This is a genomic window from Streptomyces sp. BBFR51 (assembly GCF_044591655.1).
Taxonomy (GTDB): Bacteria; Actinomycetota; Actinomycetes; order Streptomycetales; family Streptomycetaceae; genus Streptomyces.
On the sequence record NZ_CP172448.1, the window covers coordinates 4338915 to 4364431 of the forward strand.

The 25517-nt window shown below is 71.1% G+C and carries 24 protein-coding genes; 10 read left to right on the forward strand and 14 right to left on the reverse strand.

What is annotated here, in order from left to right; translation table 11 throughout:
- Nucleotides 1–6 precede the first annotated feature (6 nt).
- Both ACGH7X_RS19770 and ACGH7X_RS19775 read right to left on the reverse strand, forming a co-directional pair.
- The gene (locus ACGH7X_RS19770; protein ID WP_399886714.1) at nucleotides 7–855 is read right to left on the reverse strand and encodes an ABC transporter permease; all 849 of its coding nucleotides are present in this window, start codon (nucleotides 853–855) and stop codon (nucleotides 7–9) included.
- Nucleotides 852–1892 carry an ATP-binding cassette domain-containing protein gene (locus ACGH7X_RS19775; RefSeq protein ID WP_399886715.1) on the reverse strand — a complete coding sequence of 347 codons (1041 nt, stop codon included), beginning with the start codon at nucleotides 1890–1892 and terminating at the stop codon, nucleotides 852–854. The genes ACGH7X_RS19770 and ACGH7X_RS19775 overlap by 4 nt, the downstream gene beginning before the upstream one ends.
- A 216-nt stretch (nucleotides 1893–2108) precedes the next feature.
- Here ACGH7X_RS19775 and ACGH7X_RS19780 point away from each other — a divergent pair, with 216 nt between their 5' ends.
- Complete coding sequence (locus tag ACGH7X_RS19780; protein WP_399897184.1) at nucleotides 2109–3089, forward strand: NAD(P)H-quinone oxidoreductase; 981 nt, start codon at nucleotides 2109–2111, stop codon at nucleotides 3087–3089.
- An 11-nt stretch (nucleotides 3090–3100) separates the two neighbouring features.
- Here ACGH7X_RS19780 and ACGH7X_RS19785 read toward each other — a convergent pair whose 3' ends face one another.
- Nucleotides 3101–3835, reverse strand: a complete 735-nt coding sequence (locus tag ACGH7X_RS19785) for a hypothetical protein (protein WP_399886716.1) — start codon at nucleotides 3833–3835, stop codon at nucleotides 3101–3103.
- 189 nt (nucleotides 3836–4024) lie between these two features.
- Here ACGH7X_RS19785 and ACGH7X_RS19790 point away from each other — a divergent pair, with 189 nt between their 5' ends.
- Nucleotides 4025–4567 carry a bacterial proteasome activator family protein gene (locus ACGH7X_RS19790; RefSeq protein WP_399886717.1) on the forward strand — a complete coding sequence of 181 codons (543 nt, stop codon included), beginning with the start codon at nucleotides 4025–4027 and terminating at the stop codon, nucleotides 4565–4567.
- A 72-nt stretch (nucleotides 4568–4639) separates the two neighbouring features.
- Here the strand turns inward: ACGH7X_RS19790 and ACGH7X_RS19795 are convergent, their stop codons facing one another.
- Complete coding sequence (locus ACGH7X_RS19795; protein ID WP_399886718.1) at nucleotides 4640–6301, reverse strand: protein kinase; 1662 nt, start codon at nucleotides 6299–6301, stop codon at nucleotides 4640–4642.
- A gap of 348 nt (nucleotides 6302–6649) precedes the next feature.
- Here ACGH7X_RS19795 and ACGH7X_RS19800 point away from each other — a divergent pair, with 348 nt between their 5' ends.
- Nucleotides 6650–8251 (forward strand): protein kinase, encoded by a 1602-nt coding sequence (locus tag ACGH7X_RS19800; RefSeq protein ID WP_399886719.1) that lies wholly within the window; start codon nucleotides 6650–6652, stop codon nucleotides 8249–8251.
- Nucleotides 8252–8366: 115 nt separating this feature from the next.
- Here the strand turns inward: ACGH7X_RS19800 and ACGH7X_RS19805 are convergent, their stop codons facing one another.
- Both ACGH7X_RS19805 and ACGH7X_RS19810 read right to left on the reverse strand, forming a co-directional pair.
- A complete protein-coding gene (locus tag ACGH7X_RS19805) occupies nucleotides 8367–8774 on the reverse strand; it encodes a pyridoxamine 5'-phosphate oxidase family protein (RefSeq protein WP_399886720.1) in 408 nt (135 codons plus the stop codon).
- A gap of 93 nt (nucleotides 8775–8867) precedes the next feature.
- A complete protein-coding gene (locus tag ACGH7X_RS19810) occupies nucleotides 8868–9524 on the reverse strand; it encodes a response regulator (RefSeq protein ID WP_399886721.1) in 657 nt (218 codons plus the stop codon).
- A gap of 323 nt (nucleotides 9525–9847) precedes the next feature.
- Between ACGH7X_RS19810 and pdhA the strand changes: the two genes are divergently transcribed.
- The 3 genes from pdhA to ACGH7X_RS19825 are packed head-to-tail and all read left to right on the forward strand — an operon-like array spanning nucleotide 9848 to nucleotide 13539.
- A complete protein-coding gene (pdhA, locus tag ACGH7X_RS19815; RefSeq protein ID WP_399886722.1) occupies nucleotides 9848–11116 on the forward strand; it encodes a pyruvate dehydrogenase (acetyl-transferring) E1 component subunit alpha in 1269 nt (422 codons plus the stop codon).
- Between the two features lie 16 nt (nucleotides 11117–11132).
- Nucleotides 11133–12098: an alpha-ketoacid dehydrogenase subunit beta gene (locus tag ACGH7X_RS19820; RefSeq protein WP_399897187.1), complete on the forward strand. Its 966-nt coding sequence runs from the start codon at nucleotides 11133–11135 to the stop codon at nucleotides 12096–12098.
- A gap of 19 nt (nucleotides 12099–12117) precedes the next feature.
- Nucleotides 12118–13539 carry a dihydrolipoamide acetyltransferase family protein gene (locus tag ACGH7X_RS19825; RefSeq protein ID WP_399897190.1) on the forward strand — a complete coding sequence of 474 codons (1422 nt, stop codon included), beginning with the start codon at nucleotides 12118–12120 and terminating at the stop codon, nucleotides 13537–13539.
- A gap of 77 nt (nucleotides 13540–13616) precedes the next feature.
- Here ACGH7X_RS19825 and ACGH7X_RS19830 read toward each other — a convergent pair whose 3' ends face one another.
- Both ACGH7X_RS19830 and ACGH7X_RS19835 read right to left on the reverse strand, forming a co-directional pair.
- Nucleotides 13617–14594, reverse strand: coding sequence for a Bro-N domain-containing protein (locus tag ACGH7X_RS19830; RefSeq protein ID WP_399886723.1), 978 nt, complete (start codon nucleotides 14592–14594; stop codon nucleotides 13617–13619).
- A gap of 180 nt (nucleotides 14595–14774) precedes the next feature.
- The gene (locus ACGH7X_RS19835) at nucleotides 14775–15710 is read right to left on the reverse strand and encodes a D-alanyl-D-alanine carboxypeptidase family protein (protein WP_399886724.1); all 936 of its coding nucleotides are present in this window, start codon (nucleotides 15708–15710) and stop codon (nucleotides 14775–14777) included.
- Nucleotides 15711–15945: 235 nt separating this feature from the next.
- Here ACGH7X_RS19835 and ACGH7X_RS19840 point away from each other — a divergent pair, with 235 nt between their 5' ends.
- Both ACGH7X_RS19840 and ACGH7X_RS19845 read left to right on the forward strand, forming a co-directional pair.
- Nucleotides 15946–16596: a GntR family transcriptional regulator gene (locus ACGH7X_RS19840; protein ID WP_399886725.1), complete on the forward strand. Its 651-nt coding sequence runs from the start codon at nucleotides 15946–15948 to the stop codon at nucleotides 16594–16596.
- Entirely contained in the window at nucleotides 16593–17903 is a 1311-nt protein-coding gene (locus ACGH7X_RS19845) for a nitrate/nitrite transporter (protein WP_399886726.1), read from the forward strand. Before ACGH7X_RS19840 ends, ACGH7X_RS19845 begins: the two co-directional genes overlap by 4 nt.
- 117 nt (nucleotides 17904–18020) lie before the next feature.
- On the opposite strand, the gene ACGH7X_RS19850 is transcribed toward ACGH7X_RS19845, so the two are convergent.
- Nucleotides 18021–18845 (reverse strand): maleylpyruvate isomerase family mycothiol-dependent enzyme, encoded by an 825-nt coding sequence (locus tag ACGH7X_RS19850; RefSeq protein ID WP_399886727.1) that lies wholly within the window; start codon nucleotides 18843–18845, stop codon nucleotides 18021–18023.
- Nucleotides 18846–19028: 183 nt separating this feature from the next.
- Here ACGH7X_RS19850 and ACGH7X_RS19855 point away from each other — a divergent pair, with 183 nt between their 5' ends.
- Nucleotides 19029–19823, forward strand: a complete 795-nt coding sequence (locus ACGH7X_RS19855; protein ID WP_399886728.1) for a carbon-nitrogen family hydrolase — start codon at nucleotides 19029–19031, stop codon at nucleotides 19821–19823.
- Between the two features lie 67 nt (nucleotides 19824–19890).
- Here ACGH7X_RS19855 and ACGH7X_RS19860 read toward each other — a convergent pair whose 3' ends face one another.
- Together ACGH7X_RS19860 and ACGH7X_RS19865 are read right to left on the reverse strand one after the other, a co-directional pair.
- Entirely contained in the window at nucleotides 19891–20385 is a 495-nt protein-coding gene (locus tag ACGH7X_RS19860; protein WP_399886729.1) for an LURP-one-related/scramblase family protein, read from the reverse strand.
- Nucleotides 20382–21386, reverse strand: a complete 1005-nt coding sequence (locus ACGH7X_RS19865) for a helix-turn-helix domain-containing protein (protein WP_399886730.1) — start codon at nucleotides 21384–21386, stop codon at nucleotides 20382–20384. The genes ACGH7X_RS19860 and ACGH7X_RS19865 overlap by 4 nt, the downstream gene beginning before the upstream one ends.
- 76 nt (nucleotides 21387–21462) lie before the next feature.
- Between ACGH7X_RS19865 and ACGH7X_RS19870 the strand changes: the two genes are divergently transcribed.
- A complete protein-coding gene (locus ACGH7X_RS19870) occupies nucleotides 21463–21855 on the forward strand; it encodes a cupin domain-containing protein (RefSeq protein WP_399897193.1) in 393 nt (130 codons plus the stop codon).
- Between the two features lie 9 nt (nucleotides 21856–21864).
- Here ACGH7X_RS19870 and ACGH7X_RS19875 read toward each other — a convergent pair whose 3' ends face one another.
- The 3 genes from ACGH7X_RS19875 to ACGH7X_RS19885 form a co-directional block, all read right to left on the reverse strand.
- On the reverse strand, nucleotides 21865–22119 hold the full coding sequence (locus ACGH7X_RS19875) for a DUF6458 family protein (protein WP_399886731.1): 255 nt from the start codon (nucleotides 22117–22119) through the stop codon (nucleotides 21865–21867).
- A gap of 122 nt (nucleotides 22120–22241) precedes the next feature.
- Entirely contained in the window at nucleotides 22242–23564 is a 1323-nt protein-coding gene (locus tag ACGH7X_RS19880) for a M18 family aminopeptidase (RefSeq protein ID WP_399886732.1), read from the reverse strand.
- 101 nt (nucleotides 23565–23665) lie between these two features.
- Nucleotides 23666–25492 (reverse strand): acyl-CoA dehydrogenase, encoded by a 1827-nt coding sequence (locus ACGH7X_RS19885; protein ID WP_399886733.1) that lies wholly within the window; start codon nucleotides 25490–25492, stop codon nucleotides 23666–23668.
- Nucleotides 25493–25517 lie beyond the last annotated feature (25 nt).

A 25517-nucleotide genomic window follows, 5' to 3' on the forward strand; every position in this document is an offset into this window, starting at 1 on the left:
GGCCCGCTACTTGCGGTTGTACAGCCGCATCGTGACCGGGCCGAAGACCAGCAGGAGCACGCCCGCCCAGCCCAGCGTCCAGGCGATCTCGACGCCGGGCCAGTCGCCCGCCATCAGACCGCGCACCGCGGACGCGAGGTGGGTGATCGGGCTGTTGTTGACGAAGGCCTGCAGCCAGCCCGGCATGGTCTTCGGGTCGACGAAGACGTTGGACAGGAAGGTGAGCGGGAAGATCACCATCATGCTGACGCTCATCACCGACTTCTCGGTGCGCAGCATCAGCCCGAACATCGTCCAGATCCACGAGAAGGCGAACGAGAACAGCAGCAGCAGCGCGATCCCGGCGACCACGCCGACGAACCCGCCGTCGGGCCGGTAGCCGAGCAGCAGTCCCACGGAGAGCATGACCACGGACGCGATGGTGTAGCGCAGTGCGTCGCCGAGGAGATAGCCGACCATCGCCGAGGGCCGCCAGATCGGCAGCGAGCGGAAGCGGTCGAAGACCCCCTTCTCGATGTCGACGTTCACCGAGACCCCGGTGTACATCGTGATCATCACGACCGACATCACGAGGATGCCCGGCAGGACGAACTGGATGTAGTCACTGGGCGAACCGGCCAGCGCACCGCCGAAGAGGTACGTGAACATCAGCAGGTTCATGATCGGGAAGGCGGTGACGTCGAAGAGCTGCTCCGGGACGTGCTTGATCTTGAGGATCGCGCGCCATCCGAACGTCAGGGACGTGGACAGGGCGCTGGGCCGCGGCGGCCGCTCCCTGGTGACCAGCAGGGCCGCGAGCGACTCGGTGCTGACCGGGGACAGTTCCTTGTTCTCGGTGCTCGTGGCCGTGCTCATGCCGTCGCCTCGTCCTTCGTGTCGGTGCCGGAGCCGCTGTCGGTGCCGCTGTCGGCGTCGGTGCTCTGGCCGGTGTCGTGCCCGGTCAGCGCCAGGAAGACCTCGTCGAGGCTGGGCTGTCCCAGGGAGAAGCTGTCGACGGTGATGCCGGCCCGGGCCAGCTCGCCGAGCGCCTTGGCGGCCTGGTCGGCGGCCGTGTCGCTCGCCGCCACCCCCAGGCGCGCGGTCAGCGCCACCGGGTCGGGCTCCGGCTGCACCTCGGCGACCAGCAGGTTGCGCAGGACCCGCTCGGCCTCGGGCCGCTCCTCCGCGTCCCGCAGCCGCAGATGGACGGAGCCGGCGCCGACGGACGCCTTCAGCTCGCCCTTGGTGCCCTCGGCGATCACCCGGCCCTTGTCGATGACGGCGATCCGGGATGCCAGCTGGTCGGCCTCGTCCAGGTACTGCGTGGTCAGCAGCACGGTCGTGCCCTGGGCGACGACCGCGCGCACGATGTCCCAGACCTGGTTGCGGCTGCGCGGGTCGAGGCCGGTGGTCGGCTCGTCGAGAAAGAGCAGGTCGGGGGTGTTGAGGATGGACGCGGCGATGTCGATGCGCCGCCGCATGCCGCCGGAGTAGTGCTTGACCTGCTTGGCCGCGGCGTCCGACAGACCGAAGGCCGCCAGCAGCTGGTCGCCCCGCTCCCGTGCGGCCGCCTTTCCGTGCCCGAGGAGCCGGCCCAGCAGGACCAGGTTCTCGGTGCCGGTGAGGTCCTCGTCCACGGACGCGTACTGGCCGGTGAGGCTCACCCTGCCGCGTACCTCGTCCGCCTCGCGTACGACGTCGTGGCCGAAGACGTGGGCGTGGCCGTCGTCGGGCCGCAGCAGGGTCGCGAGCATCTTCACCGTGGTGGTCTTGCCGGCGCCGTTCGGGCCGAGGACGCCGTAGACCGTGCCGGCGGGCACCGCGAGGTCCACCCCGTCCACGGCCCGGGTCTCGCCGAACGTCTTCACCAGTCCCTCGGTCCGGATGGCGAGGTGGGACGTGTGCGTGCTCATGCTGATGGTCCTTCCGCGTTCATGGACTACGCGTTCCTGGACTACGCCTTCCTGGACAACGCCTTCCTGGACTACGCCTTCCTGGACAACGCCTTCCTGGACTACGCGTTCTTGGTCTCCGCATGGGAAGACCTTTACCGTCGCGCAAACTCATCGCCGACGCACAGGGATTTTCCGGCGGGGGGACACGGCGGGCACAGGAGTAGCGTCGCCCTCATGCATGCGATCACGATTTCCGAACCCGGAGGCCCCGAGGCGCTGGTGTGGGCCGAGGTCCCCGACCCGGTGCCCGGCGAGGGCGAGGTCCTGGTCGAGGTGACGGCGGGAGCCGTCAACCGCGCCGACATCATGCAGCGCCAGGGCTTCTACGACCCCCCGCCCGGCGCTTCCCCGTATCCGGGCCTGGAGTGCTCCGGGCGCGTGAGCGAGGTGGGTCCCGGCGTGTCCGGCTGGGCCGTCGGCGACGAGGTGTGCGCCCTGCTCGCGGGCGGCGGCTACGCCGAGAAGGTCGCCGTCCCGGCCGGTCAGCTGCTGCCGGTGCCGCAGGGCGTGGACCTGAAGCGGGCGGCGGCGCTGCCCGAGGTGGTCTGCACGGTCTGGTCGAACGTCTTCATGGTCTCCCACCTGCGCCCCGGGGAGACGCTGCTCGTGCACGGCGGCTCCAGCGGCATCGGCACCATGGCGATCCAGCTCGCCAAGGCCGTGGGCGCGAAGGTCGCGGTGACGGCGGGCACCAAGGAGAAGCTGGAGCGCTGCGCCGAACTGGGCGCGGACATCCTGATCAACTACCGGGAGCAGGACTTCGTCGCCGAGGTGAAGGACGCGACGGACGGTGCGGGCGCCGACGTCGTCCTCGACAACATGGGTGCCAAGTACCTCGACCGCAACGTCCGGGCCCTCGCCGTGAACGGCCGGCTCGCGATCATCGGCATGCAGGGCGGCCGCAAGGGCGAACTGGACATCGGCACCCTCCTCGCCAAGCGCGCCGCCGTGAGCGCGACCTCGCTGCGGGCCCGCCCGCTGGAGGAGAAGGCGGCCATCGTGGCGGCCGTACGGGAGCACGTCTGGCCGCTGTTCGCCGGGGGACACGTCCGCCCGGTCGTCGACCGCGAACTGCCGATGAGCGACGCCGGTGAAGGGCACCGGATCGTGGAGGAGAGCGGGCACGTCGGCAAGGTGCTGCTGGTCACCCCGTAGCGGGCGCGGGCCTACCCCCGGCGCAGACGCAGGCCCACGAGGCCCAGGGCCAGGCCGACGCCGATGAAGACCAGGCCGCTGCCCAGGGGGAGGATCCGCAGGACGGGCTCGGTGGCCTCCTGGCTCTGCGTGCCGGTCTGCGGCCGGGACCGGGACGGGGAGGCCGAGGGCACCGGGGCGGCCGCGTCGGGCCGCACGGCGGTGGCCGCGTCCTCGGGGACGCCCTCGTCGCCGTCGCCGTCGCCGTCCGCGCGGTGAGCGGCGTTCTCGTCCGTGCCGTCCTGCTCCCGCTCCCGCTCCTCGGCGCGGCCGGGGCGCTGCCTGCCCTCGCCCGGCAGGCTCCCCGCCCGGGAGGGCTCGGTCCCCGCCGCGGTGCCGGACGCCGACGGCGCGGGGGAATGGGAGGGCGTGGCGGAACCCCGCCCCGCGCTGCCCGCCGGGCCGGATTCCGCGGCGGACGGGGAGGCGGGCCCGGCGTCCGGGCCCTCCTGGCGGTCGGGACCGTCGGGGCGCCCGGGGTGTTCGTGACCGCCCCGCCCGTCGTGCTTGCCGGAGCCGTCCGCGTCGGCGGTCGCCCCCGGCGCCGAGGCGTGGCCCGGCGCGGAGGGCGCCGGGGACGGCGCCGCCCGCACCGCCGGGAACCCGGCGCCGTGGGCCTGCTCCGCCCCGTACGGCGACATCAGGGCGCCGACCCCCAGGACCCCCACCAGTCCCGTCGCCCGCAGCGTGCGCAGCCATGGAGTCACGTCCGTGACCCCCTCCCGGTGCTAACCAGTCGTGTAATTCGCCCAAATCGCTCAAATCAACAAAATCGACGGAACAAGCCTCACACCAGTCGGCGACACCGGCATTCCGGACTCCGCCGAACGCGGTGGGGGACGCTTGGGCGGGGGGCACCACCCGGTCGCGGTGCACGGGTGCGAGACAATGGCGTCATGGAGATGCCGAGGAACGACAGGTCGCCGGACAACCCTCAGATCCTGGTCGTCGGCCAGGACGGAATGGCGCTCAGCGGCGGCGGGGACGACGACTCCCGCGAGATTCCGGTGACCGAGCAGGTGGAGCAGCCTGCCAAGGTCATGCGGATCGGCAGCATGATCAAGCAGCTGCTGGAGGAGGTGCGGGTGGCGCCCCTGGACGAGGCGAGCCGGGTGCGGCTCAAGGAGATCCACGCCAGCTCGGTCAAGGAGCTGGAGGACGGGCTCGCTCCGGAGCTGGTCGAGGAGCTGGAGCGGCTCTCCCTGCCGTTCACGGACGACGCCACCCCGACCGACGCCGAGCTGCGGATCGCGCAGGCGCAGCTGGTCGGCTGGCTGGAGGGCCTGTTCCACGGCATCCAGACCACGCTGTTCGCCCAGCAGATGGCCGCGCGGGCCCAGCTGGAGCAGATGCGCCGCGCGCTGCCGCCGGGCGCGGGCGGTCCGGAGGGCGAGGAGCCCCCGCAGCCGGGCGGCCGCTCCGGCGGGCCCTACCTGTAGGAACGGCGTCCACCGACATCGCGAAGGGCCCGGCAGCACCTGCTGCCGGGCCCTTCGCCCGCTGTCACACGCTCACTCGGAGGCCGGGTTGCCCGTCGAGACCTTCAGCTGGATCTGCGGCATGTCCTCGGGGTCCACGTCGGTGCCGGCCGTCGGGAACTGGTCCCGGATCGAGCCCTCGCCGTAGGTGTTCTCGTCGACCTCGACGACCTTCATCGTCCAGCCGGCGGCGTTGAAGCACTCCTTGACCGAGCCGATGTACTTGAACGTGAAGTCCGGCACCTTGATCTTTTCGGGGTCGTTGTACGACTCCTCCGGCTCGGTGCACTTGTCCTTCTCGATCGTCTTCTCCTTGTCGGGCCCGCGGTAGCCCGCCGCCTTCGACGGCGACGCGGACGTGCTCGCGGAGCCGCCACCGCCGGCCTCCGGGTCCTCGTCCCCGCCGCCGTTCATCAGCAGCGCGCCGATCAGCGCGCCGACGGCCACGACGGCGACCACGATCGAGCCGATGATCACTGGCTTGTTGTTCCGGCCGCCGCCCGAGGAGCCGGTGGCCGGGGCCGACGGAGTCAGGTTGTACGGCGGCGGGGTGGCCGATCCCTGCTGCTGCGCGTACTGCGAGGGCGCGGGCGTCTGGTAGCCGGCCTGCTGCGGATAGCCGTACGCGGGCGAGTGCGCCGCCGGGGCCGGGGTGCCGTACGGGTTGGGACCAGGGGCCGGCGTCGGCTGGTACGGCGTCTGGACGGGACCGGTGGGCGCCGGGGTGCCCTGGTCGACCGGCGGGAACACCGCGGAGCCGACGCCCGCGCCGCTCGACGTGCTCGCGCCCGGCACGATGCTCGGCGGGGCCGCCTGGAAGGAGGCCGCCACGCGCAGGCACTCGTCGCGCATGGCCTCGGCGCTCGGGAAGCGTTCGTTCGGGTTCTTCTTCAGCGCGCGGGCCACCAGCGCGTCCACGGCCGGCGGCAGGGCGCGGTTGACGGAGGACGGAGCCACCGGCTCCTCCTGCACGTGCGCGTACGCGATCGCCAGCGGCGAGTCGGCGTCGAACGGCAGACGTCCGGTGACCAGTTGGAACAGCATGATGCCGACCGAGTACAGGTCGGAGCGGGCGTCCACACCGCGGCCGAGGGCCTGTTCCGGGGAGAGGTACTGCGGGGTGCCGACGACCATGCCGGTCTGGGTCATCGAGGTCACGCCGGACTGCATGGCGCGGGCGATGCCGAAGTCCATCACCTTGACCACGCCGCGCTTGGTCATCATCACGTTGCCGGGCTTGATGTCCCGGTGGACCAGGCCCATCTCGTGGCTGATCTCCAGGGCCGCCAGCACGTCCGCGGTGATCTTCAGCGCCTTGTCGGCGGGCATCGCGCCCTGCTGCCGGACGTCCGCGTCGAGCACGGAGCCGAGCGGCCGGCCCTCGACGTACTCCATGACGATGTACGGAGTCGTCAGGCCGTTCAGATCGTCCTCGCCGGTGTCGAAGACGGAGACGATGTTGGTGTGCGTGAGCTTGGCCACGGCCTGGGCCTCACGGCGGAAGCGCTCGCGGAAGGCCTGTTCACGTCCCAGCTCGGTGTGCAGCGTCTTGATCGCGACCTGACGGTCGAGGACCGAGTCGTACGCCAGGTGCACCGAGGCCATGCCGCCCTCGCCGAGCAAGTCGCGCAGCTGGTAACGGCCGCCGGCGAGCGCCCGCCCCGCATACCGTCCCTGTCCGGCGTCCTGGCTCATGTCTCTGCGTCCCCCATGGGCGCCGCAAAGCCGGTGGCAGCGGCACGCGCCCTCGTGATCGAAAGTGCTATTCCCGGCCAAGTCTGCCCCAGGGCACTGACACGTCAAGCGCGGTGCCCGTTCCGTGACCGTACGCGAAAGAAGCGTCGCGGAAGCGTTACAGCCGGCGTACTGCCGGTACACAGAATTTGCACGAGAGTACGGAACCAGGGTTTCATGACCGGTCCGTCTCATGTGCCGGTCCCGGCGCCCATCTCGGACCGGAGGCCAGCGCGGAGGCTGTAGCGTGGCCGACGGAGACCGTAACAACACCGCGCGTACCGCGGGCAGAAACGACGGCGAGGACTGATGGCACAGCAGCAGCGCGCCCAGGACCCGTCCGAACCCGAGGCATCTGGCGGCGGTATGTCTGACGCGCCGGAGAACTGGGGCAACGGCGGCTTGGTCGGCGACGGCCGGTATCGGCTGACCCGCAGACTCGGGCGGGGCGGCATGGCCGAGGTCTTCGCCGCCGAGGACGTCCGGCTCGGACGCACCGTGGCGGTCAAGCTGCTGCGGGCCGACCTCGCCGAGGACCCCGTCTCCAAGGCGCGCTTCACGCGCGAGGCACAGTCGGTGGCAGGCCTCAACCACCATGCCATCGTGGCCGTGTACGACTCGGGCGAGGACTTCGTCGGCGGCCAGTCCGTGCCGTACATCGTGATGGAGATCGTCGAGGGCCGCACCATCCGCGACCTCCTCCTCAACGCCGAGGCGCCCGGCCCCGAGCAGGCGCTGATCATCGTCTCCGGTGTGCTCGAGGCGCTCGCCTACTCCCACCAGCACGGCATCGTGCACCGCGACATCAAGCCGGCCAACGTCATCATCACCGACAACGGCGCGGTGAAGGTGATGGACTTCGGCATCGCCCGCGCCCTGCACGGCGCGTCCACGACGATGACGCAGACCGGCATGGTCATGGGCACCCCGCAGTACCTCTCCCCCGAGCAGGCCCTCGGCAAGGCCGTCGACCACCGCTCCGACCTGTACGCGACGGGCTGCCTGCTCTACGAACTGCTCGCGCTGCGCCCGCCGTTCACCGGCGAGACCCCGCTGTCGGTGGTCTACCAGCACGTCCAGGACATCCCGACGCCTCCCTCCGAGGCCTCCGACGCCGTGCCGCCCGAGCTGGACGGCCTGGTGATGCGCTCGCTGGCCAAGGAGCCCGACGACCGTTTCCAGACCGCCGAGGAGATGCGCGGCCTGGTGCAGTACGGGCTGCAGATGCTGTACGAGCAGGGCAGCCACACCGGCACCTGGAACACCGGCCCGGTCGCCGCGCACGACGGGCGGCACACGCCCGCGGCCGGCCTCGCGGGCACCTCGGTCATGCCGCACCCCGACCACGGCTCGGGCACCACGCAGATCCCGCAGCCGATCCTGCCGAACGGCTACGGCGGGGGCGACGACGGCGGCTTCGAGGGCCGCGGCAACAAGGGCAGCGGCCGCGGCAAGCTCTGGATACTGGCCGTCTTCGCGGTGATCGCCATCGCGGCGGGCGTCGCGCTGGCCCTGAACAACGGCGACGGCGGCAAGGGCGGCCCCGAGACGGACAAGAGCCCCTCGGCGTCCACCTCGCAGAGCTCCGACAAGGAGTCGCCCAGCTCCTCGCCCAGCGACGAGGCCACCGAGGAGACCACCGACCCGGGCACGGAGCAGGGCAGCGGCGGGGGCGGCACCGGCGACGGGGACTGGGACCAGCCGTACACGCCGTCGTACACGCCGTCGGAGACCGCGACGAACGAGCCGACGGGCGATCCGACCGGTGACCCGACGGGCGACCCGACGACGCCGACCGGCGACCCGACGGGCGATCCGACCGGTGACCCGACGGGCGATCCGACGGGTGACCCGACGGGCGGCACCGGCGGCGACCCGACGGGCGACCCCGACGACCCGGCCGGCGAGTGACCGGACCTCCCTCCACACCCCACGCGCGCGTGCGACCCGGAAACGGGCCTCACGCGCGCGTTGCGTCTGTCTGCCTCTGAGCGGGGTCTCTGAGCGGGACCTCTGAGCGCGACCGCTACGCGGGCCCCGCCGAGCCGTCCGTGAAGTGCACCGTGCCGAACTGCGGCTCGAGGCGCAGGTAGGCGGGCGCGAAGGGCTCGCCGTCCACCCGGCTCGGCGCGGGACCGAACCGCTCCAGCTCGGCGGCGCTCGGCTCGTGGTTCTCGCACCGGCCCAGGACCTGCACGGTCCACAGGCTCTCGCCGGGCCGGGCGGAGGTCAGGTTGTCCGCCCCGTACGCGACGACGCTCCCGGCGCACACCCGGTGATAGCCCCAGCTCCTGGGCATGCGCAGCAGGACCCGGCCGTCGGCCACGATGTGCCGCGCGAAGGCGAGGAAGGGCAGGGCACGCATGGTGGTGGCCGCCCGGCCGTAGGCGGTACGGCCGAGCAGGCCGACGGCGAGCTGTTCGTCGGAGGGCATGCACTCACTGTGCGCGAGCGCGGGGCACCGGAACAGAGTCGCCCGCCCCGGCAGGAGGGGACGTAAGTCCCGAGTAAGTCCCGGCCGGTCCCGTCAGCGGTTCTCGGCCTCCAGCCGTGCCACGAAGGCGGCCGCCTGGGAACGCCGCTGCATGCCGAGCTTGGCCAGCAGGCTCGACACGTAGTTCTTGATCGTCTTTTCCGCCAGGTGCAGCCGCTCGCCGATCGCGCGGTTGGTCAGCCCCTCGCCGATCAGCTCCAGGATGCGGCGCTCCTGCACGGTGAGCCGGGCCAGCCGGTCGTCGGGCTGCGTCCCGCCGCCGCGCAGCCGCTCCAGCACGCGCGCGGTGGCCGCCGGATCGAGCAGCGACTTCCCGTCCGCCACCTCCCGTACGGCGCTCAGCAGCTCGGTGCCGCGGATGTCCTTGAGGACGTAGCCGGAGGCGCCCGCCATGATCGCGTCGAAGAGGGCCTCGTCGTCGGCGAAGGAGGTCAGCATGAGGCAGCGGACGGACTCGTCCAGGGAGCGGATGTCGCGGCAGACCTCCACGCCGCTGCCGTCCGGCAGCCGTACGTCCAGCACCGCGACGTCCGGACGGGTGGCCGCGATCCGGGCCTGCGCCTCGGCCGCCGTACCGGCCTCGCCCACCACCTCGATGTCGGCCTCGCCCGAGAGCAGATCGTGCACCCCGCGGCGGACCACCTCGTGGTCGTCGAGGAGGAATACCCGGATTTTTCCGTCTTCGCGCACGCGGTCAGTCTCACACACCGACTCTTCCCGTGCCCGGGGTGGCCGGGATAACGTGCCGTTGTTCCGGCCCCCTGCGAGGCTGTGACCAGTAAAACTTCCGTCCTTCGCCGATTTACTTGGAAATCCGAGTAAAAACGCAGGTCAGGAGGGGTTTCACAGAAATGTGGAGCACTGGGTAACGTGCTGTTCGCAGGGCGCTCGCCGGGGCACCTGTCACGCCTGTTCCCGACCGGGCCGCACCCACCCTTGTGCGTCCGCCGGGCCGCAGGTGAGCCGCACTGGCTTCCGGCGAACCCGGGGGCCGGACCGACGGAGGAGCACACGTGACCGAGAGCACTGCCGCGCGCAAGCCGCGACGCAGCGCCGGAAGCAAGGCGGCCGGCACCACCGGCACCAAAGCCGACACCACCGGCGCCAAGCGCACCACACGCAACACTGGCACCACCCGCACCGCTGCCCAGAAGGGCTCCGCGACGGAGCTCGTGCAGCTGCTCACCCCCGAGGGCGAGCGCGTCGAGACCGCCAAGAACTCGCCCTACGCCGAGTACGCCTCGTACGTCGCCGACATCACCCCCGACGAGCTGCGCGGCCTGTACCGCGACATGGTGCTCACCCGGCGCTTCGACGCCGAGGCCACCGCCCTGCAGCGTCAGGGCGAGCTGGGCCTGTGGGCCTCGCTGCTCGGCCAGGAGGCCGCCCAGATCGGCTCCGGCCGCGCCACCCGCGAGGACGACTACGTCTTCCCGACCTACCGCGAGCACGGCGTCGCCTGGTGCCGGGGGGTGGACCCGACCAACCTGCTCGGCATGTTCCGGGGCGTGAACAACGGCGGCTGGGACCCCAACGGCAACAACTTCCACCTGTACACGATCGTCATCGGCTCACAGGCGCTGCACGCCACGGGCTACGCGATGGGCATCACCAAGGACGGCGCGGACTCCGCCGTGATCGCCTACTTCGGCGACGGCGCCTCCAGCCAGGGCGACGTGAGCGAGGCGTTCAACTTCGCCGCCGTCTACAACGCGCCGGTGGTGTTCTTCTGCCAGAACAACCAGTGGGCGATCTCCGAGTCCAACGAGAAGCAGACCCGGGTGCCGCTCTACCAGCGCGCCCAGGGCTTCGGCTTCCCCGGCGTCCGCGTCGACGGCAACGACGCGCTGGCCTGTCTCGCGGTCACCCGGTGGGCGCTGGAGCGGGCGCGGCGCGGTGAGGGCCCGGCGCTGATCGAGGCGTACACGTACCGCATGGGCGCCCACACCACCTCGGACGACCCCTCCCGCTACCGGCACGACGACGAGCGGGCCGCCTGGGAGGCGAAGGACCCGATCCTGCGCCTTCGCCGCTTCCTGGAGTCCTCAAACCACGCGGACGAGGGATTCTTCGGGGAACTGGAGGCGGAGAGCGAGGCGTTGGGCAAACGAGTGCGCGAAGTGGTCCGTGCCATGCCGGACCCGGACCGGTTCGCCATCTTCGAGAACGTGTACGCGGACGGGCACGCGCTCGTCGACGAGGAGCGGGCCCAGTTCGCCGCCTACCAGGCATCGTTCGCAACTGAGTCCGACAGCGGCTTCGCCGCGGGAGAGGGGGTCTGACATGGCAGCGGAAAAGATGGCGCTGGCCAAGGCGATCAACGAATCGCTGCGCCGCGCGCTGGACTCGGACCCCAAGGTCCTGATCATGGGTGAGGACGTCGGCAAGCTCGGCGGTGTCTTCCGGGTCACCGACGGTCTGCAGAAGGACTTCGGCGAGGACCGGGTCATCGACACCCCGCTGGCCGAGTCCGGCATCGTCGGCACCGCCATCGGCCTCGCCCTGCGCGGCTACCGCCCGGTGGTGGAGATCCAGTTCGACGGGTTCGTCTTCCCGGCCTACGACCAGATCGTCACCCAGCTGGCGAAGATGCACGCCCGCTCGCTGGGCAAGGTCAGGATGCCGGTCGTCATCCGCATCCCCTACGGCGGCGGCATCGGCGCGGTCGAGCACCACTCCGAGTCCCCCGAGGCGCTGTTCGCGCACGTGGCGGGCCTGAAGGTGGTCTCGCCGTCGAATTCGGCGGACGCGTACTGGATGATGCAGCAGGCCATCCAGAGCGACGACCCGGTGATCTACTTCGAGCCCAAGCGGCGCTACTGGGACAAGGGCGAGGTCGACAAGGACGCCATCCCGGGCCCGCTGCACACCGCGCGGGTGGTGCGCGAGGGCAGCGACCTCACGCTGGCCGCGTACGGTCCGATGGTGAAGCTCTGCCAGGAGGTCGCCGACGCGGCGGCCGAGGAGGGGCGGTCCCTGGAGGTCGTGGATCTGCGCTCGATCTCGCCGGTCGACTTCGACACGATCCAGGCGTCGGTGGAGAAGACCCGCCGCCTGATCGTGGTCCACGAGGCGCCGGTGTTCCTGGGCTCGGGCGCGGAGATCGCCGCCCGGATCACGGAGCGCTGCTTCTACCACCTGGAGGCCCCGGTGCTCCGGGTCGGCGGCTACCACGCCCCGTACCCGCCGGCCCGCCTGGAGGAGGAGTACCTGCCCGACCTGGACCGGGTGCTGGATGCCGTCGACCGCTCGCTGGCGTACTGAGGAGGGGAGCGTGACGACGATGACGGACAGCTCCGTGCGTGAGTTCAAGATGCCCGACGTGGGCGAGGGACTGACCGAGGCCGAGATCCTCAAGTGGTACGTCAAGCCCGGTGACACGGTCACCGACGGGCAGGTGGTGTGCGAGGTCGAGACGGCCAAGGCCGCCGTCGAACTGCCCATCCCCTACGACGGCGTGGTCCGCGAGCTGCGCTTCCCCGAGGGCACCACGGTCGACGTGGGCACGTCGATCATCGCGGTGGCCGTCGGTGACGGTGCGGCGGCCGCCGCGGAGCCGGTGCAGGAGGCCGTGGCGGACACGCCGGCCGCCGCCGAGGCGGAGGAGCCCAAGCCCGAGGGCCGCCAGCCGGTCCTGGTCGGGTACGGGGTGTCCACCTCCTCGACCCGCCGCCGCCCCCGCAAGGGCGTGGAGGCCCCGGCCGCCGCACCGGAGGCGTCGGCGGCGCCGGCGGCGATCCAGGCCGAGATGAACGGCCACGGACCCGCGGCGCCGGCGGCGCCGCCCGCCGGTGAGCGTCCACTGGCCAAGCCGCCGGTGCGCAAGCTGGCGAAGGACCTCGGCGTCGACCTGGCGAGCGTGGTGCCCTCCGGGCCGGACGGCATCATCACGCGCGAGGACGTCCACGCGGCCGTCGCCCCCGCGGCCGAGCCGGAGACGGCCCCGACGACGGCCCCGACGCCCGCCGCGTCCCCGACGGCGACGCCGGCCTCGTACGACACGGCGCGCGAGACCCGGATCCCGGTCAAGGGCGTCCGCAAGGCGACGGCGGCGGCGATGGTCGGCTCGGCGTTCACGGCGCCGCACGTCACCGAGTTCGTGACCGTCGACGTGACGCGCACGATGAAGCTGGTCGAGGAGCTGAAGCAGGACAAGGAGTACACGGGCCTGCGCGTGAACCCCCTTCTCCTGATCGCCAAGGCACTGCTGGTCGCGATCAAGCGCAACCCGGACGTCAACGCGTCCTGGGACGAGGCCGCCCAGGAGATCGTGGTCAAGCACTACGTCAACCTGGGCATCGCCGCCGCGACCCCGCGTGGGCTGATCGTCCCGAACATCAAGGACGCCCACGCCCAGACCCTGCCGCAGCTGGCCGGGGCCCTGGGCGAGCTGGTCTCGACGGCCCGTGAGGGCAGGACCAGCCCCGGCGCCATGCAGGGCGGCACGGTGACCATCACCAACGTCGGCGTCTTCGGCGTCGACACCGGCACGCCGATCCTCAACCCGGGCGAGTCCGCGATCCTCGCGGTCGGTGCGATCAAGCTCCAGCCGTGGGTGCACAAGGGCAAGGTGAAGCCGCGTCAGGTCACCACCCTTGCCCTGAGCTTCGACCACCGCCTGGTCGACGGCGAGCTGGGCTCCAAGGTCCTCGCCGACGTGGCGGCGGTCCTGGAACAGCCGAAGCGGTTGATCAGCTGGGCATGAGAGCCGCGAACCGAGTAGGTTCATGACAGAGGGGCGCCGCAAGTTCGAGTTGCGACGCCCCTCTCGCCGTGCCGGGCTCAGACCTGATGCAGCACGTACACCGGAGCCCCGTCGTCGGCCCCGCCCCGCGAGCGAATGCAGGCGTGCCTGCGCAGCAGCCGGAGACATTCGTTGACCCGGCGCACGGAAAGTCCCGTACGGGCGGCGATCGACTCCAGCGGCTCCCGCAGCTCACCCTTTTCGACGAGCACCGGGGCGATGACCCGGGCCACCGTCCACACGTCCTCCGTCACGGACAACCGCTGCCGCCAGTCGGCCAGCACCGACTCCGTGGTGGGTGCCGGGGCGAGGTGACCGCCGGCCGTCCCGCGCTGGAGGACCAGGGTGTCGAACCGGTCCGCGATGCGTTCCATCGCCCGGACCATCGCCTGCTGCACGGCGAGGGTGGCCTGCTGCGTGGTGAGAGTGGCCTGCTGCGTGGCCAGCATCTGCCTTTGCAACGCGATCGACGCACGCTGTCCCTCGGCCAGCTCCTCATCCAACCGAAGGTTGTGCGCCTCCAGCCGGACGATGGCCTCGGCAACCTGGTCCGGCATGGCGTAGGCGATGGGAGCACCCGGCGCGGAGGGTTGTACCTCCGCCTCCTCGAGAGAGTAGGAACCCTCGCGCTGCACGGTCTCGATGACTTCGGCGACCCACTGCTTGAAGGGGGCGCAGGCCGGTTTGGTGCAGGCGTTGACGAGGAGGATGAGACCTTGGAGAGAGATGATGTGCAAGTCTCGACGCCACCCTCTACCTGCGGGAACGCTGAGACCGTAACCTCCAGTTACGGTCTCGAGCATCTCTCGGTGCTCGTCGGGAACATGATCTGCGAGCGCCTTGCGAGAGTTGGTGTGGCCGAGTTCCTTGCAGACATCCACCGCCGGGAACCAGTGGCTTCCGTCCGGCATGGTCAGCCTCCGCACCCGGGCGCCGGTGGCCGCGTACACGAAGTCGCTGACGTCGATCGCCTCGTGCGGCTCGGCGGGGTTGTATCGCTTGCTGGGTTCGTTCATGAGAACCACCTCCGCAGCGGAACGTAGAGCGGAGGTGGGGGCATATGCCAGCCAGGACGGAGATGTTCACGACTGCGAGCGAAGATGATCGTAATTCGCTGCAGTGGTCGAGGAACTGGGTGTAAGGCCCGTGCGGAGGGGCCCACCGGCGTCGGTGAGCCCCTCGTGTGCTTCCGTGTGTCAGATCCTGCCGAAGCCGTAGTTCATGAGCTTCGTGGCGTCCTTGGCGCGCTGGGTCGACGACGAGGAGGCCAGCACCGTGCCGATGACGGTCTTGCCCTTCCGGGTCGCGGCGAAGACCAGGCAGTACTTGGCCTCCGGGCCCGAGCCGGTCTTCACGCCGATCGCCCCGCTGTAACTGCCGAGGAGGGTGTTGGTGTTGGTCCAGGGCGCCATCGTGCGGGTGCCGCCCTTCTTGGTCTTCGTCTTCGCCGTGTACTTCTTGGTCTTGACGATCGTGCGGAAGGTGGAGCTCTTCATCGCACTGCTCGCGAGTTTCGTCAGGTCGCGCGGCGTGGAGTAGTTCTTGCCCTTGCCGATGCCGTCGAACGAGTCGAAGTGCGTGTTCTTCAGGCCGAGGCTCTTGGCGGTCGAGTTCATCTTGCCGATGAAGGACTTCACCCGCGCCGCCCGCGTCTTGCCCGAGCCGAACTTGTCGGCGAGCGCGTACGCGGCGTCGCAGCCGGACGGCAGCATCAGCCCGTACAGCAGCTGGCGGACCGTCACCTTGTCGCCGACGATCAGGCGGGCGGAGGAGGCGTTCTTCGAGACGATGTAGTCGCTGTACGCCATCTGGATCGTGACCTTGGCGTCCAGGTTCAGCTTCGGCTGCGCGAGCACGACCTTTGCGGTCATGATCTTGGTCGTGGAGCCCGTGGACCGCTTGGTGTCGGCGGCCTTGGTGTAAAGCGACTTGCCGTTCGCGTTGTTCATCACGAAGCCGCCCTTGGCGGCGATCGAGGGCGCGGCGGCGGCCCGCACGGGAGCGGCGGTGGCCTGGGCGGGTACGGCGGCCTGCGCGGGTGCGGTCGCGAGGGCTCCGGTGGTGAGTACGGCGCCGCCGGTGAGGGCGACGGCGAGGGCCCTGCGAAGACGGATGTTCGGAATACTGGTCATTGAGTTGATTACCCCGATTGTGGTGAATTCCCCTGGAACGCGGCTGTGTTGTGGCCGGCGTGGTCGGTGCGGCTCCGGCCGCGTCAGTGCGACACGCGAAGGGTGCGAATGGTTGCGCTGCGGGGCGGGAGACGGCCGCGGGATCCCTCTCACGGGTGACCGGGGGCCGGGTGGCCGGGCGTCCGGATGCTGGACCGGACCCCTCTTGTGTCCCTGTTGTATCTATCCTGTCCGCATGAGCACGGCAGTGAAGCAACCCCCCGCGGCGGACCGCGTCTACACCCACGTCAAGCAGGGCGTCCTCGAGCGCCGTTACGAGGGCGGGACGCTGCTCACCGAGGGCGAGCTGGCCGAGGCCGTGGGTGTCTCCCGCACCCCGGTGCGCGAGGCGCTGCTCCGGCTGGAGGTCGAGGGGCTGATCCGCCTCTACCCGAAGAAGGGCGCCCTGGTCCTGCCCGTCTCCGCGCAGGAGATCGCGGACGTGGTGGAGACCCGGCTGCTGGTCGAGGAGCACGCGGCCAGGAAGGCCGTACCCGCCCCGCCCGGGCTGGTCGAACGGCTGGAGGAACTGCTGGCGAGGCAGAAGGGGCAGGCCGCCGCCGGTGACTTCGCCGCCGCCTCCGTCACCGACCGGTGTTTCCACGCCGAGATCGTCCGCAGCGGCGGCAACGCGATCCTCTCCCGCCTCTACGACCAGCTCCGCGACCGTCAGCTGCGCATGGGCGTCGCCGTCATGCACTCCCACCCCGACCGGATCGCCCACACCCTCGCCGAGCACGAGGAGATCCTCGACGCCCTGCGCGCCGGGGACGCGGAGGCGGCCGTCGCCGTGGTGGGCCGGCACGTGGGCTGGTTCTCGCACCTGGCGCGGGGGGAGGTCCGATGAGTTCGGCCACCTCGGCCGGCCGCGCGCTGCCCGGTGATCCGCCGGGCGGGCGGCGTGCGATCGCCGTGTGGGGGATCGGCGTGTCCGTCTACTTCGTCGCCGTCATCTTCCGTACGTCGCTGGGGGTCGCCGGTCTCGACGCCGCCGACCGCTTCCACGTGGGCGCCTCCGCCCTGTCCACCTTCTCCATCCTCCAGCTGCTGGTCTACGCAGGCATGCAGATACCCGTCGGCCTGCTGGTCGACCGGCTCGGCACGAAGAGGGTGCTGGGCATCGGCGTCGTGCTGTTCACGGCGGGGCAGCTGGGCTTCGCCTTCTCCCCGTCGTACGGCATGGCGCTCGCCTCGCGGGCGCTGCTGGGCTGCGGCGACGCGATGACGTTCATCAGTGTGCTGCGGCTGGGCACCCGCTGGTTCCCGGCCCGGCGCGGGCCGATGGTCGCCCAGCTCGCCGGTCTGGTCGGCATGGCGGGCAACCTGGTCTCCACCCTGGTCCTGGCCCGGCTGCTGCACGGCATCGGCTGGACGGCGGCGTTCGCGGGCAGCGCGCTGGCGGGCGTGGTCGTCTTCGTCCTGCTGCTGCTGTTCCTCAAGGACCACCCCGAGGGGCACGAGCCGGAGCCGCTGTCGCACCAGGGGGCGGCATACGTACGGCGGCAGATCGCCACGTCCTGGCGGGAGCCGGGGACGCGGCTCGGGCTGTGGGTGCACTTCACCACCCAGTTCCCGGCGATGGTGTTCCTGCTGCTGTGGGGGATGCCGTTCCTGGTCGAGGCGCAGGGGCTGTCCCGGGCCACGGCCGGTGAACTGCTCACCCTCGTCGTGCTGTCCAACATGACGGTCGGCCTGGTCTACGGCCAGGTCATCGCCCGGCACCACGCGGCGCGGCTGCCGCTGGCGCTCGGCACCGTGGCGGCGACGGCGACCCTGTGGGCGGCGACGCTGGCCTATCCGGCCGACCACGCGCCGATGTGGCTGCTGGTCGTGCTGTGCACGGTGCTCGGGGCGTGCGGTCCCGCGTCGATGATCGGCTTCGACTTCGCGCGGCCGGCGAATCCGCCTCAGCGGCAGGGCACGGCGTCCGGGATCACGAACATGGGCGGCTTCGTGGCGTCGATGACCACGTTGTTCGCGGTGGGGGTGCTGCTGGACGCGACCGGGGACGACTACGGGGTCGCCTTCTCGTCGGTGTTCGTGCTGCAGGCGCTCGGGGTGACGCAGATCTTGCGGCTGCGGAAACGGGCGGCCCGGCGTGAGCGGGAGCGGCTTGTCGCCAGCCGGGTGGAGACGGTGCACGTGCCTGTGTAGGCAGCCGGCCTGGGTACGGGGCGGGGTGGGTGCGCAGCCCGGCGCTGCGCCCACCCGTGCCGCCCTGGGGTACCGCCCAGGCCGTTCAGGCACTGGGGGAGGCACGACTGCCCGCAGCTAGGGCGTCACCGTGAAGTGGCGCAGGATCGCAGCCGTCAGATCAGGGTCGCCCTCCGTCTTGATGCGGTCCGCCGCCGCCTGGAGGGTCACGCGGCCGCAGGCCAGGCGGAAGTAGGTCTCCCAGTCGAGGGTGAGGGTCGCGGCGGGGCCGAGGGCGGGGGCCGTTTCCAGGGTGCCGCGGCCCTGGATGTCGACGCGGATGGTGCGCAGGAACTCGACCGGGCCGTGGACGTCGAAGACGACGGCGGAGCTGCGCGGCGCGTTCGCCCGCTCGGCGACGACGGCGGGCAGCTCGCCGAGCAGGACGTCACGCGCGACGTGTGCGCCGGGGGAGTCGAGGTTGCCGGGGCGGCCGAGGGCGGTGCGCAGGTCCTGCTCGTGCGCCCACACGTCGAACGCGTGCCGGCGCACGGCCTCCTCCAGGGTCAGCTCGGTGCCGAGCGGACCGCGGACCTTCGTGCCGGGGTCGCGGGACTCGTTGCGCAGCTGGCGGTTGCGCCGGATGATCATGTACTCCAGCTCGGACGTCATCTCCGGTGCCGTGTGGTGGCGGCGGACGTCGACCTGCATCTCCATGTAGCGCTGATGGTCGTTGGTGACGTGGAAGAGGTCGCGCGGGAGCGTGTGGATGGGGCGGGGATCGCCCAGCAGTTCGGAGTCCATGCCCAGAATGTGGGAGACGATGTCGCGCACCGACCACCCCGGGCAGGGGGTGCGGCGGTTCCACTCCGCCTCCCCCAGCGGCTGGACCAGCTCGGATATCGCCTCGATGGAGTGAGTCCAGGCGTCGGCGTAGGGCTGGAGGGTGGGATGCAGACTCACGGAACGGGACCCCTCGGCGGTCGGTACACGGGCGGGTTGTGGCGTCGGTGCCAGCGGGCGGGTGGTTGCGGTCGGCGGGCGTCTTGGGACGCTAAGTTACGCTGCTGTGCGGCACCCCGGCAGTGCTTTCGTGTGACGATCGTAGGCCCGTGTGGACGGCTCGAATGCCAGGACGGTGGTAGTGTGCGCGCCTCTTTGATCCAAATCGCCGTGAACGAGGATGAATCGGTCGAAGCGCGTCGCCTGCGAGCGGCTGCTCTGGTAAGGGACCAGGCCGGTGCCGACCTCGTCGTGCTGCCGGAGCTGTGGACCACGGGCGCGTTCGCCTTCGAGGAGTTCGACGCGGCGGCCGAGCCGCTGCGGGGAGCGACGTACGAGGCCATGGCCAAGGCGGCGAGCGACGCGGGCGTGTGGCTGCACGCGGGGTCGGTCCCGGAGCGCGCCCCGGACGGACGGCTCTACAACACCTCGCTCGTCTTCTCCCCCTCCGGCGACCTGGCCGCCTCGTACCGCAAGATCCACCGCTTCGGCTTCGACAAGGGCGAGGCCGTGCTGATGGGCGCGGGGCGGGAGTGGGTGACGGTCGCTCTGCCGGAGACGACCCTTGGTGTGGCGACCTGTTACGACCTCCGTTTCCCCGAACTCTTCCGCTCGCTGGTCGACGCCGGTGCCGAGGTCCTCGTCGTCCCGGCGGGCTGGCCGGAGCGCCGCCGGTCCCACTGGACGCTCCTGGCCCGGGCGCGGGCGGTGGAGAACCAGGCCTTCGTCCTCGCCTGCGGAACGGCCGGGACGCACGCCGGAGTTCCGCAGGCCGGTCACTCGATCGTGGTCGACCCCTGGGGCGAGGTGCTCGCGGAGGCCGGCCCGGACGAGGAGGTCCTCACGGTGGAGTTCGACCCGGCGAAGGTGGCGCGCACCCGGGAGCAGTTCCCGGCCCTGAAGGACCGGGTGCTGGGCCTGGAGCCGCCACGGCGGTGACCGGAGCCGCCACCGGAGACGACCGGAGCCGCCGCAGCCATGACCGGGCCGGGGCGGCGGGCCCGCGTCAGTCGTCCTCCCGCTCCTTCTCCGCCAGGTGGATCACGCACACCGTCAGCGCGATCAGCAGCGCGGGGTCGGCGTCGTCCCGTACGACGTCGACGCCGTAGGTGTCCCGCAGGGTGAGCCAGCGCCGGGAGATGACGGCCAGCAGCTCACCGTCGTACTCGACGGCGAACTCGCGGTCGAGGATCTTGCCGCTGATGTCCAGCTCGGTGCCGTCGGCCAGGGTGACCCGGTAGTGGTTGCGCAGCAGCGACAGCCGCTTCCGCTTGATCCGCGCCAGGGGCTCGCCGCCCCGCTCGATCACCATCGTGTCGCGCAGCGCGAACATCTTCTGGTGGATGTCGATGAGCACGCGTCCCTGGGTGTCCTTCAGCTCCCAGGTGTCCCGCAGCCGCATCGCCTTGCCGTCGACGAGGTAGGCCTTGTTGCCGTTGTCGTCCTCGATCCAGTAGTCGTCACCGATGCCGAGGAGCCGGTCGTACACGAGGAATCTCATGACGTGATCGCTTCCCCCACGCCCGGGCCGAAACGCCGTCGGTAGGCCGACGGGCTGAGGCCGGTCTCGCGCCGCAGCCGCGCCCGCAGGTTCGCGGCGGTCCCCAGCCCGCTGCGCGCCGCCACCACCTCCAGCCGCTCCTCCCCGCGCTCCATCAGCCGCCGGGCGAGGGTCACGCGCTCGGCCGTCAGCCAGGCGAGGGGTGTCGTCCCCAGTTGGGCCCGGAAGCGCCGGTGCAGGGTCGCCGGGGACACCGCCGCGCGCTCCGCGAGGTCCCCGACGGTCAGCGGCTCGCCCAGCCGTTCCTGCGCCCACTGCAGCAGGGGCGCGAGCGACTCGTCGGGTACGTGGGGCAGCGGCCGTTCCACGAACTGCCGCTGCCCGCCGTCCCGGTGCGCGGCGAACACCAGCCGCCGGGAGACGGCGTTCGCGATCTCGGCGCCGTGGTCCTCGCGCCAGATGTGCAGCCCGAGGTCGAGCGCCGCCGCGCTGCCCGCGGCGGTGAGGATGTCGCCCTCGTCCACGAACAGCACGTCCGGCTCCAGCAGCACCCGCGGGTGCAGCCGGCGGAAGGAGTCCGCCCAGAGCCAGTGCGTGGCCGCCCGCCGCCCGTCCAGCAGCCCCGCCTCGGCGAGCGCGAAGGTACCGGTGCAGAGGCTGACGACGCGGGCGCCGCGCGCGTGTGCGCGCCGGATGGCGTCCAGGACTGCCGGGCCGCGCGGTACGACGTTGTCGGGCCGGCCGGGGACGACGAGCGTGTCGGCGCCGTCGGCCGTGTCCAGCCCGGGTACGTCGGCGAGCGTGAAGAACCCGTGGTTCATCCGGATCCCGGGGGTCGGCCCGCACAGCGACACCTCGTACAGCGGCCTGGGCAGCCCCAGTTCGGGCCGCGGCAGCCCGAACAGCTCGGTGGCACAGCCGACCTCGAAGGGGTTGGTGCCCTCGTCGACGATCACGGCGACGCGGTGGGGGCGCGATGGCTGAGAGGATCCTTGCGGCATGTGCGATTTCTAGCACTCGTCCGGTGGGTCCGGCACCCCGCACGATGTCGTCATGCCACAGGAACACGACGACGTCATGTCACGGGAACCCGTCTCTCTCGCCTCCGCCCTCGCCTCCTTCAGCGAGCAGTGGAGCCCCCGCATCGTCACCGCCGTCAACGACTACGACGTCCGGATCGCGAAGGTCGAGGGCGAACACGTCTGGCACGTGCACGACTACACCGACGAGTTCTTCCTCGTCCTCGACGGCGAACTCCACATCGCCCTGCGCGAACCCGACGGGGAACGCACGGTCGTCCTGCCCAAGGGCTCGGTCTTCACCGTCCCGCGCGGCACGGAGCACAAGCCGTACGCCCCCGCCCCCGCCGCGATCCTGCTCCTCGAACCGACGGGGACGTCGACCGTGGGCGACCGGCACGACGACGTGCCCGCCCACGTGGACGCCACGACGGGACACGCGCTGACGTGACGGGCCGGCTCAGGAGCCGTAGCCGTTGTTGTAGCCGTCCTGGGTGTGATGGTGGTGGGACCGTTCCTCGACGACCGGGGTCGTCGGCGGCATCACGACGCGGCGCCGCCGGGCGATGCTGCTGAACGTCGCGACACCGATCAGACCGACGATCATGAAGATGACGCCGACCAGGTCGAGGTTGACGCCCTGCATGTCCCAGTCGGTCGCGAACGTGAGGATGGCTCCCACGGCGATGAGGATGATGCACCCGCCGAGGCCCATGAGTGTCGCCTCCCTGTAGATCCGGTCGGTTCCGGGTTTCCGGTCGATCCGGTTCCGTGCGGGTACCCCCGGCCGGAACGGCCATGCGGTGCAGGGGTGTTCCGGCCGAGACGCTCGGGGAGTCAGCCCTCCAGGAACGCGACCAGCGCGTTCGCCAGCAGGTGCGGGTCGTCGGCGCCGCACAACTCGCGGGCGCTGTGCATCGACAGGATGGCCACGCCGATGTCGACGGTGCTGATGCCGTGCCGGGCCGCGGTGATGGGGCCGATGGTGGTGCCGCACGGCATGGAGTTGTTGGAGACGAAGGACTGGAAGGGCACGTCCGCCTTCGCGCAGGCGGCGGCGAACACCGCGCGGCCCGAACCGTCCGTGGCGTAGCGGTTGTTGACGTTGACCTTGAGGAGGGGGCCGCCGTTGACGCGCGGGTGGTGCGTCGGGTCGTGCCGCTCCGCGTAGTTGGGGTGGACGGCGTGACCCGTGTCCGACGACAGACAGACCGTGCCGGCGAAGGCGCGCGCCCGGTCCTCGTACGAGCCGCCGCGCGCGAACACCGAGCGCTCCAGCACGCCGCCGAGCAGCGGGCCGTCCGCGCCCGTGTCCGACTGGGAGCCGGTCTCCTCGTGGTCGAAGGCGGCGAGGACGGGGATGTACGGGAGGTCGGCGCCGGAGGTCGCGACCGCGGCCAGGGCGGCCGTACCGGCGTGCACGGACAGGAGGTTGTCCATGCGCGGACCCGCCACCAGCTCCTTGTCGCGGCCCAGGTACGCCGGGGGCTCCACGGAGTGGGTCATCAGGTCCCAGCCGGTGACCTCGCCGCGGGCCAGGCCCGCCTCGTCCTCCAGGAAGGCGATCAGGTCGCCGTCGCGCACGGTGTCGCCCAGGCCCCAGACGGGCTGGAGGTGACGCTGCTTGTCGAGCTTGAGGCCCTCCGTGGACACGTTGCGGTCCATGTGGATGGCGAGTTGCGGGACGCGGAGCAGCGGGCGGTCGATGTTGACCAGGCGGGTCGAGCCGTCGCGCAGCGAGAGGCGGCCGGCCAGGCCCAGGTCGCGGTCGAGCCAGGAGTTCATCAGCGGGCCGCCGTAGACCTCCACGGCGACCTGGCACCAGCCGTGCGCCCCGGTGTCCGGGCGCGGCTTGACGCGCAGGTTGGGGGAGTCGGTGTGCGCGCCGACGATGCGGAAGGGGGTGTGGGCCGCGGCACCCTCGGGGACGTACCAGGCCACGATCGCACCGCCGCGCAGGACGTACTTGCCGCCGCTGCCCGCGGCGGGAGCCGCTGATGTCACCGTGTCCCAGGCGTCGGTCTCCGCGACCTGGCGGAAGCCGGCCTTCTCCAGCCGCTCGGCGGCGGTCGCCACCGCGTGGTACGGCGTCGGGCTCGCCGACAGGAAGGTCATCAGGTCGTCGGTGTGGCCGCGGTCGAAGCGGGAGGGTGCGCTCATGGGTTCACCTTAACGACGTACGAGGGCCCGCTTCCCGACTGGCGGGAGCGGGCCCTCGTGGGCAGTGTGGGCGCGGTGGGGGCTCGGAGGGGCGGGCGGGGCTAGAAGGCCGCCTCGTCCAGCTCCATCAGGTCGAGCTCGACGCCCTGGGCGACCTTGCGGGCCAGGGTGAGGCCGGGCAGGACGTTCGCGGCGAAGAACTTCGCGGCGGCGATCTTGCCGGTGTAGAAGGCCTTGTCCCGGGCGGAGGCGGTCGGCAGCTTCTCGGCGGCGATGGCGGCGCCCTTGAGGAGCAGGTAGCCGACGATCACGTCGCCGGAGGCCAGGAGCAGGCGGGTGGTGTTGAGACCCACCTTGTAGATGTTCTTGACGTCCTGCTCGGTGGCCGCGAGGTCGGTGAGCATCAGGCCGACGATGGCCTCCAGCTCGACGGCGGCCTTGGCCAGGTGGTCGCGGGCGCCGGACAGCTCCTCGCCGCCGGTGGCCAGGGCCAGGAACTCCTTGATGTCCTCGGCGAGCGAGTTCAGCGCGGCGCCCTGGTTGCGGACGATCTTCCGGAAGAAGTAGTCCTGGCCCTGGATCGCCGTGGTGCCCTCGTACAGGGTGTCGATCTTGGCGTCGCGGATGTACTGCTCGATCGGGTACTCCTGGAGGAACCCGGAGCCGCCGAAGGTCTGGAGCGACTGGGCGAGCTGCTCGTAGGCCTTCTCCGAGCCGTAGCCCTTGACGATCGGCAGGAGCAGGTCGTTGAGGGCGTGCTCGGTGGCGGCGTCCTCGCCGTCGGCCTCCTTGACCTGGATCTCGTCCTGGACGGAGGCGGTGTACATCACCAGCGCGCGCATGCCCTCGGCGTACGCCTTCTGCGTCATCAGCGAGCGGCGCACGTCGGGGTGGTGGGTGATGGTGACCTTGGGCGCGGCCTTGTCCATGAAGTTGGCCAGGTCGGGGCCCTGGACGCGCTCCTTGGCGTACTCCAGGGCGTTGAGGTAGCCCGTGGAGAGGGTGGAGATCGCCTTCGTGCCGACCATCATGCGGGCGAACTCGATGATGCGGAACATCTGGCGGATGCCGTCGTGCCGGTCGCCGATCAGCCAGCCCTTGGCGGGGTGGCGGTCACCGAAGGTCATCTCGCAGGTGTTGGAGGCCTTCAGGCCCATCTTGTGCTCGACGTTGGTGGCGTAGACGCCGTTGCGCTCGCCGATCTCGCCGGTCTCGAAGTCGAACTCGTACTTCGGGACCAGGAAGAGGGACAGGCCCTTGGTGCCGGGTCCGGCGCCCTCGGGGCGGGCGAGGACGTAGTGGAGGATGTTCTCCGACATGTCGTGCTCGCCGGACGTGATGAAGCGCTTGACGCCCTCGATGTGCCAGGAGCCGTCCTCCTGCTGGACCGCCTTGGTACGGCCGGCGCCGACGTCCGAACCGGCGTCCGGCTCGGTGAGGACCATGGTGGAGCCCCACTGCTTCTCGACGGCGAACGAGGCGATGTGCTTCTGGGCCTCGTTGCCCTCCTCGAAGAGGATGCCGGCGAACGCCGGGCCGGAGGAGTACATCCACACGGCCGGGTTGGCGCCGAGGATCAGCTCCGCGTAGGCCCAGATCAGGGAGCGGGGCGAGGTGGTGCCGCCGATCTCCTCGGGCAGGCCCAGGCGCCAGTACTCGGAGTCCATGAAGGCCTGGTAGCTCTTCTTGAAGGACGCCGGCACCGGCGCGGTGTTGGTCTCGGGGTCGAAGACCGGCGGGTTGCGGTCGGCGTCGGCGAAGGACTCGGCCAGCTCGTTCTCCGAGAGGCGGGTCAGCTCCTCCAGAACGCTCTTGGCGGTGTCCGTGTCCATCTCCGCGAACGGGCCCGTGCCGTAAACCTTGTCACGGCCGAGCACCTCGAAGAGGTTGAACTCGATGTCCCGGAGATTCGGTTTGTAGTGCCCCATGGCGACGGCTCCGTTGAGAGATCGG